Below are 7288 nucleotides of genomic sequence, written 5' to 3' on the forward strand. Positions count from 1 at the left end.
AAACTTGCTGAAAAAAATAAAGTACCGACAAATAGCAAATATATCAACATTGATAAACCTTACAAAAATATAAATAAAACTCAAAAAATAAGAAAATTAAAAAAGAAAAAACTTAGGTTACAACGTAAGATATCTAAAAAATATCTAATAAATAAGAAGGGAGATAGTTACTGCAAAACAAGTAACATTATAAAATCTGAAAAGGAATTATTAAAACTTAATCACCGATTAACAAATATTCGTCATAATTATTTACATCAAGTAACTACTGAAATAATAAATCGAAAACCAAAATTCATTGTTTTAGAAGACTTAAATGTAAGAGGTATGATGAAAAATAAGCATTTATCAGAGGCTATAGCAGAACAATGTTTTTATGAATTTTATAGACAAATAGAGTATAAATTATCAAATGTAAATAGCTATGAATTTATTTATAGTAAAAGCAGATACTTTGAAAAAGGAATGAAACATAAAGTTTTATAATTTTTTATAGATTTTTATAAGTTTTCAGTAACGGAAATGCATGAAAATTAAAGAAGGATTTGCGCTCAGAAAGATCGCAGGAGAAGATATAGTAATTCCAATTGGAAATAATATAGCGGACTTTAATGGCGTAGTTAGATTAAATGAATCAGCAGCTTTTTTATGGAAGAAATTGCAAGAAGAAATTATAAAAGATGATTTAATAAAAGCTTTAATTAAAGAATATAAAATAGATGAAGATTTAGCTATAAAAGATGTAGAACAATTTATAAATATATTAGAACAAAACAAAGTCATAGAAGGGGTTTAATATGGAAATTTTAAAGGAAATACCAGAAAGAAGCCCTATTAATGGAATTTTTGAGTTAACAGGACGCTGTAATTTAAAATGCAATATGTGTTTAGTTAGGGTAGATAAACAATGTATGGATAGTTTAAATTTGAGAGAGCTTACAGCAGATGAATGGATTCATATGGCAGAACAGGCTAGAGATGCAGGGACAATTGGTTTGTTGTTAACTGGTGGAGAGATTATGTTACGATCAGATTTCTGTGAAATATACGAGGCAATAGCAAAAATGGGATTTCTGCTTACTATTTATACTAATGCTACTATGGTCACAGATAAGATTATGGATACATTGAGAAAATACCCACCGCATAAAATAGGTGTGACTATGTATGGTGCATCAAATGACACTTATAATAAAATGTGTGGATGTGCAGATGGGTTTGATAGGTTTGTCGATGGTGTAAACAAGTTATCAACGTTACCGTCTTTATTTGATATGAGGACTACGATTGTTAAGGAAAATTTTAAGGATTTATCAGCTATGAGAGATTTTACTGTTCAAAAATTTGGTCCAGATAAAACACTTCATATTAGTCGTATGGTGGTTGATAAAATACGAGGTGGAGTAGCTTGTCCAAAGGAATCGAGATTAACGCCAGAGCAAAATGTAGAGTTAGCTTATGAAGGAATTGTAAATTTATATAGACAGATTCAAAGTGGAGATATTCCTCGATTGGAAGATAACAAGAAGAAGCTTTATATACCTAATAATCAATCATTTGATGAGGGGAGTTATCTTTTTAAAAGTTGTGGTGCAGGTATAACGCAATATACGATTAACTGGAGTGGGCGTATGTATGGATGTGAGCTTTTGAATAATGGATATACAGAACCACTTCAAATTGGATTTAAAGATGCATGGGAACATTTGCCAGAGAAATATCCCATAAGTCGTGAAATTGAAAAATGTAAATCATGCAAGTTTGCAGGGCTATGTGAAACATGTCCAGCTGTAAGATTGGCAGAAACAGGCGATTGGTTTGGAGTTCCTGAATATGCATGTAGAGAGGCAAAAGGCATATATCAGATATTATCGGATTTAAATGTAATTTGATAATTTTGAATATAAATAGTATTACATTGAGGAGGTTTATTTATGAAAGATAAAATATATGAAAGTCCAAAAGCTGATTTCCAAGAAATGAAGCTTTTAGAGAGAGTTGCAGATACTTGTTGGGGATATGCATATGCGTGGTGTGATGTTGATAAAAATGGAGTTATTGAAGGTGCAGAAAGAATAGACTTAGCTGATTTAGGATTAGGATCTAATGGATGTCAAGGTAATGCTGCTAAAAATGCATTAAAAGATTATTTTTCTAAGTATTTTGGTTTTATTCCTAGTGATAATGATGTTTCTCCAAATACACATTCAAAACTTATACAAGTACCTAAAAGTTAATTATGGAAGATAATAAGTTAACAAATAAAAGTAAGTATGTTACAATAGGTGAATTTGTTATATCGTTTTCTAGGTATTGCCGAGATATTATTATGGAAATTCCGTTTTCAGGTATGGCATTTTACCAATCTCAAATGAGTTTACCAGATTTTAACTTTACAGTTAATAATGTTGAACAGGACAACAGTGGAATATTGTTATTCGGTTCTGATGATTTTTTTTCGCCTACTTTTTTATATAAAAGAGAAAATGGTCATTTTGATTGGATTACAAAAAATAAAAATGGTGAAATAGAGCTTGCTTTTCGCATATCAAATGACTGGACTAATTTTACATTATACCAAGATAACACAAATACTAGAGGAGAGCGTGCTTTCCGTGAATTTGGTTCTCTGTTTTCTTATGCTGTTTTAAATCACGATGCATGTGTGCTGCATGGAGTTGTCATGGAATATAACGGAATGGGAATTCTTGTGACTGCACCATCAGGCACAGGAAAAACAACGCATACACGTATGTGGAGAGATAGAGAGAATGCGTTGATTATAAACGGGGATCGTTGCCTTTGCCGAAAAGTAGATGGAAAATGGTATGCTTATGGAATGCCATGGTCAGGTTCTTCTGGTGAATATATAAATCGAAAGGTGCTTATTAATGCAATTGTTTCTTTGAAACAGGATAGCTACAATCATGTAAAATCAATGACAGCTCTTGAAGGAACACTTTGCTTGATGCAGAGAATTTTTGCTCCTGTTTGGGCATGTGATATGCAAAATTCTGCTTTTGATATTGCAGAAGAGCTTGCTAGTACAATACCTATGTTGGAGTTGTATTGTAGACCCGATTTCGAGTCAGTAGATGTATTAAAAGAAGCTATTTTAAATTTGGAAAAAGAAAATGAATAAAAAGTCTGATTTTATTATATCTGAACGTTTTTTATTTCCTGAAATCAAGAAAATATTAGAGGAAGGTAAATCAGTAAGGTTTACTGTTTCAGGAAATAGTATGTGGCCGTTGATTATCCATAATAGGGATAGTGTTATTTTGTCTTCGTGTGATAATCAGCATTTGAAAAAAGGAGATATCATTTTATTTCATGCTGGAGCAGGTCATTATGTGCTTCATAGAATTACTAGTGTTAAGTTAGGTGGATATATTACGACAGGAGATGGTAACTTGCATAGAGATGGTTTTGTTTCAGCAGAGGATGTAATAGCAAAGGTAGAAAAGATTTACCGTAAAGATAAGGTAATTGACTGTGATAAATGGTATTGGAAATTAATTTTTCGAATTTGGATGATTATGTTTCCAATTCGTGGATTTTTACAAAGAGTTATATTGTTTATAAAAAGATATGTTTAAATTATTGATGAGGGTGATGAATTTCACCCTCTAATATTTTGGTTAGATATAGATTTTTTATTATATAAAAATATAGGTATAAATTTTGGCGGATATGGTAATATTATAATATAAAGCTAGTAAGGGGGGATAGCTATGGGTAAGAAAAAGAAACTATTAATCGTACTGGCAGTAATTTGCTTGATTATAGCGATTGCAATTCCTGTTTGTTATTATGAGGTGAAAATATCTTATAATAATTTGACGGTTAATACTTACAATATAACAGATGATAAAATAAAAGCTGGTCAAGGTGATTTAAAACCATCTGTGAAATTTGTCGTCGTGGGAGATCTGCACGACAATACTTTTGGCGACGATGACGATAATTTGGTTGCGACTATCAAGTTTCAAAATCCAGATTTCATAATAGCAGATGGAGATATACTAAACGACGACTCACAAAACAGCGATATCGCCATGAGCTTTATCAAGCGACTTGTGGATATTGCTCCTGTTTACTACGCCCTTGGTAATCACGAGTTCGAGTATATGCAAAATAAAAAGTCAGAGGCTTTACTAGATGAGATAAAGGCGACTGGTGCGACTCTTTTGGAAATGGATTACGAGGATATAGTTGTAAATGGCGTCGATATTCGTATAGGTGGTATGTATGGATATGCGTTTGACCCAAATGGATTGACTAAGAAAAAGGACATGGGCGAGGGAATTTACGATTTTCTGAAGGATTTTGAGGATACGCCTAGCTATAAGATTATGATGAGCCATAGACCGGATAGCTTTGTGTTTGGTGAGGCTTCTAAGGCTTGGGATATTGATTTGGTGGTTAGCGCGCATAATCACGGTGGACAGGTTGTTGTGCCTTTTTTAGGTGGGCTTTACGGCGGTGATCAGGGGTATTTTCCTGAGTATGTGCATGGGCTTTATGATAAGGATAGGATGAAGCTTGTGATTACTTCTGGGCTTGGGTCTAATGATCAGAAGCTGCCTAGGTTTAACAATGTGCCTGAGGTTATGGTTGTAAATTTAAATGGTGAATAAAATTTGTTGTTTTTAGAAGGAAAATGAAGATTTTTGTTTAATATTAATATATAAGCGGTTGGAAAAAAGTTGCCAAATGGAAGCTTTTAGCTGAGCTTTTGGTTTGGCAGCTTTTATATTGCTTAAAATTAAAAAATCATCTAAATGTGACTAATTATTGAGACACATCTAGATGATTTTTTTTAGATTATCATGTATAAACAAATAAATTTTGGATAAACTACATATATAATCCTACTGAACCATTAATAATTTAGCTCGATTTTGCTGTCATCCTTTAGATATTCATTATCTTCAGGCATTATATCGTCGTATATAAAGTCATGAAGTACGCATATAGAATTTACATCGTATAGCCATACCCAGCCGGCATCCTTGTATTTACCGCCTTTTACATGCTTGTCGTCTATGATTGGGAACTCGGCTTGTTTAATTGAGTCCGCATTTGCAAAGCTATAAGAAGTAAATGCTAGGTCTAACATTTCGCCTACTGATATGTTGGTAGTTACATATGGTAGTAGACTGTTTATTAGCTTTGGATATTCAGCCATAGATAGATCTTTGACTCCATTGAACATACCAGAGATTATTTTACGTTGTCTTTGGTCTCTGTATATACCATTGTCAAGGTATCTCATGCGGGCGTATGCGATTGCTTGGTATCCATTTAGTGTGTGCAGACCTTCGCCTTTTATAAGCTGCATTTCGCCTTTGTCAGCGTATGTACATGCTTCGTATGCGCCAGGGATACCGTCGTTTAGAGATTTTATTTCTCTTTTTTCAATCTCTACATCGACGCCACCTATTACGAATATTATGTTCATTAGATCGTCGAAATCGACTTGGACGAATTTATCTATACCTATGTTGAAGTTTTTTTCTATAGTTTCAAATAGTAGATCTTCTTTGCCCCAGAAGTATGCTGCGTTTAATTTTCCTTTGCCGTGATCTGGGATATCGACATATGTATCACGAGCAAGAGATGTTAATTTTATATCGCTGTGGTTTGCATCGACAGTTAATATCATCATTGCATCGGATCTGTATGCGAGTTCATTTTCACGACCATCTGTACCTAATAGTAGTATGTTTGTGACTCCTTCTACTTTGTTGTATTGAGATTCGTAAGTGTCGTCTACCTGTGCTGAATGTATTCTAAAAAATACAACCATGAAGGTTATCAAAGGAATCAATATAAGTAGCGCTACTAAGATGATTACGATTTTTTTAAATGTTGAAAACTCTTTAAATTTACTCAAATATTAGTGCTGCTGATAATTTGTCTATCGCAGCGGTTCACCTCCCCCTGTAGTTTATTTTAGCCTGTAAATTTGTTTGCTTGGCTAAAATTATTATTAATTCAATTATAGACAACAAAAAGTGTTGATTCAATAAGGAAAATATATTTTCGGTATTTATTGAAATGTTAGGGTAAAAATATTAATATATTTAGGAAGGAAATTCGTATAAATTACGATATTTTGGTAAAAATATTAATGTGGAGGTAGTGATGCAGAAGGTTAATTTACAATTTTTAGATTTGTTAAAGGCATCGTTGAAGGAGCAGGCTTACGAGGGCGAAGAAATAGATTTTAACGATTTAATATACATATATAAACTATCTGAGATACACCATGTCGTACCTATGATATATAATGCGGTGTATAGTCAGGATTTTTTTCAAAAGCAGGATGATGGATTTAAGGCTATGTTTAAGTCGATGGCGTTTAAACTTATTTTCTCTCAAATCCAGAGAACTAGCAGATTTTTGGAGCTGTATAAAAAGCTTCGTGAGGAAAATATAAAATTTTTAGTATTCAAAGGTATAATTTTCAGAAATATGTACAATAATCCAGATGATAGGATGTCTGCTGATGAGGATATTGTAGTTTGTGCTGAGGATTATGATAGAGTTAAGGAAATTCTTACAGGTGAAGGGCTTGAATTTATCGATAAAGGCGAGGAGTGTGCTTATTTTTGCAGTAATACAGGGCTTTGTATCGAGGCTAGTAAGAGTCTTTTTTCTGAGGATTCCAAGGCTTATAGTCATCTGAATGATTTATTTGACGATATTTTTGAAAAGAGTATAGAAATCGATGTAGATGGTGTAGCTATTTCGACTTTATCGCATCAGCAGCACCTTATATACATAGTATTTCATAATATGAAGCACTTTTTAACTGGAGGCTTTGGTATAAGACAGGTTGCCGACTTTTTTAAGTATATAGAGACTTATGGTGAATTTATCGATTGGAAAGAGTTTTGGAGTGATTTGAAGGAATTAAATTACGATACTTTTGCACTTAATTTGATAGATATTAGTTTGAAATATTTAGGCTTTGACGATAGCAAGGTGGTTTATCCAGGAGAGCATTATAGATTTGAAGATTTAAAGAAATCAGATAAATACTACATAAATAGTGATGCGCTGATATCTGATATATTAGATGCAGGTGTTTTCGGCGCTAGTACTATGGACAGAAAGCATACTGCGCTTATGACCCTTGATGCAGTTGAGGACAACAGCAGTGGTAATAGATTGAAGGCTGTATTTCCAAGTGTAGATTACTTAAAGGGAAGATACACTTACTTACAAAAATATCCTGTATTGCTTCCAGTGGCTTGGATTCAGAGAATTTTCTCTTATA

At 33.0% G+C, this 7288-nt stretch carries 9 protein-coding genes; 8 read left to right on the plus strand and 1 reads right to left on the minus strand.

Annotation, left to right across the window (positions count from 1 at the left end; translation table 11 throughout):
• From SPD90_RS14600 to SPD90_RS14630, 7 genes are all read left to right on the plus strand, one after another.
• Positions 1-486, plus strand: a 486-nt coding sequence (locus SPD90_RS14600; RefSeq protein WP_320925721.1) for an IS200/IS605 family accessory protein TnpB-related protein, incomplete at its 5' end; no start/stop codon positions are given.
• 40 nt (positions 487-526) lie between these two features.
• Positions 527-796, plus strand: a complete 270-nt coding sequence (locus tag SPD90_RS14605; protein WP_320925722.1) for a PqqD family protein — start codon at positions 527-529, stop codon at positions 794-796.
• Between the two features lies 1 nt (position 797).
• A complete protein-coding gene (locus tag SPD90_RS14610) occupies positions 798-1892 on the plus strand; it encodes a radical SAM/SPASM domain-containing protein (protein ID WP_320925723.1) in 1095 nt (364 codons plus the stop codon).
• Positions 1893-1934: 42 nt separating this feature from the next.
• Entirely contained in the window at positions 1935-2237 is a 303-nt protein-coding gene (locus tag SPD90_RS14615; RefSeq protein ID WP_320925724.1) for a hypothetical protein, read from the plus strand.
• A gap of 113 nt (positions 2238-2350) precedes the next feature.
• Positions 2351-3142 carry a hypothetical protein gene (locus SPD90_RS14620; RefSeq protein WP_320925725.1) on the plus strand — a complete coding sequence of 264 codons (792 nt, stop codon included), beginning with the start codon at positions 2351-2353 and terminating at the stop codon, positions 3140-3142.
• Positions 3135-3599 carry a signal peptidase I gene (locus SPD90_RS14625; RefSeq protein ID WP_320925726.1) on the plus strand — a complete coding sequence of 155 codons (465 nt, stop codon included), beginning with the start codon at positions 3135-3137 and terminating at the stop codon, positions 3597-3599. The genes SPD90_RS14620 and SPD90_RS14625 overlap by 8 nt, the downstream gene beginning before the upstream one ends.
• 135 nt (positions 3600-3734) lie before the next feature.
• Positions 3735-4640 (plus strand): metallophosphoesterase, encoded by a 906-nt coding sequence (locus SPD90_RS14630; protein ID WP_320925727.1) that lies wholly within the window; start codon positions 3735-3737, stop codon positions 4638-4640.
• A 245-nt stretch (positions 4641-4885) separates the two neighbouring features.
• Here the strand turns inward: SPD90_RS14630 and SPD90_RS14635 are convergent, their stop codons facing one another.
• A complete protein-coding gene (locus tag SPD90_RS14635; RefSeq protein ID WP_320626501.1) occupies positions 4886-5899 on the minus strand; it encodes an LCP family protein in 1014 nt (337 codons plus the stop codon).
• A gap of 251 nt (positions 5900-6150) precedes the next feature.
• Here SPD90_RS14635 and SPD90_RS14640 point away from each other — a divergent pair.
• Positions 6151-7288, plus strand: a 1138-nt coding sequence (locus tag SPD90_RS14640; protein WP_320925728.1) for a nucleotidyltransferase domain-containing protein, incomplete at its 3' end; no start/stop codon positions are given.

The sequence above is a fragment of the Intestinibacter sp. genome, from assembly GCF_034113885.1.
Taxonomy (GTDB): domain Bacteria; phylum Bacillota; class Clostridia; order Peptostreptococcales; family Peptostreptococcaceae; genus Intestinibacter.

Bases quoted from the DNA above. Each gene is read 5' to 3' on its own strand.
- SPD90_RS14605 (WP_320925722.1), top strand. From the start codon at position 527: ATGAAAATTAAAGAAGGATTTGCGCTCAGAAAGATCGCAGGAGAAGAT.
- SPD90_RS14610 (WP_320925723.1), top strand. From the start codon at position 798: ATGGAAATTTTAAAGGAAATACCAGAAAGAAGCCCTATTAATGGAATT.
- SPD90_RS14615 (WP_320925724.1), top strand. From the start codon at position 1,935: ATGAAAGATAAAATATATGAAAGTCCAAAAGCTGATTTCCAAGAAATG.
- SPD90_RS14620 (WP_320925725.1), top strand. From the start codon at position 2,351: ATGGCATTTTACCAATCTCAAATGAGTTTACCAGATTTTAACTTTACA.
- SPD90_RS14625 (WP_320925726.1), top strand. From the start codon at position 3,135: ATGAATAAAAAGTCTGATTTTATTATATCTGAACGTTTTTTATTTCCT.
- SPD90_RS14630 (WP_320925727.1), top strand. From the start codon at position 3,735: ATGGGTAAGAAAAAGAAACTATTAATCGTACTGGCAGTAATTTGCTTG.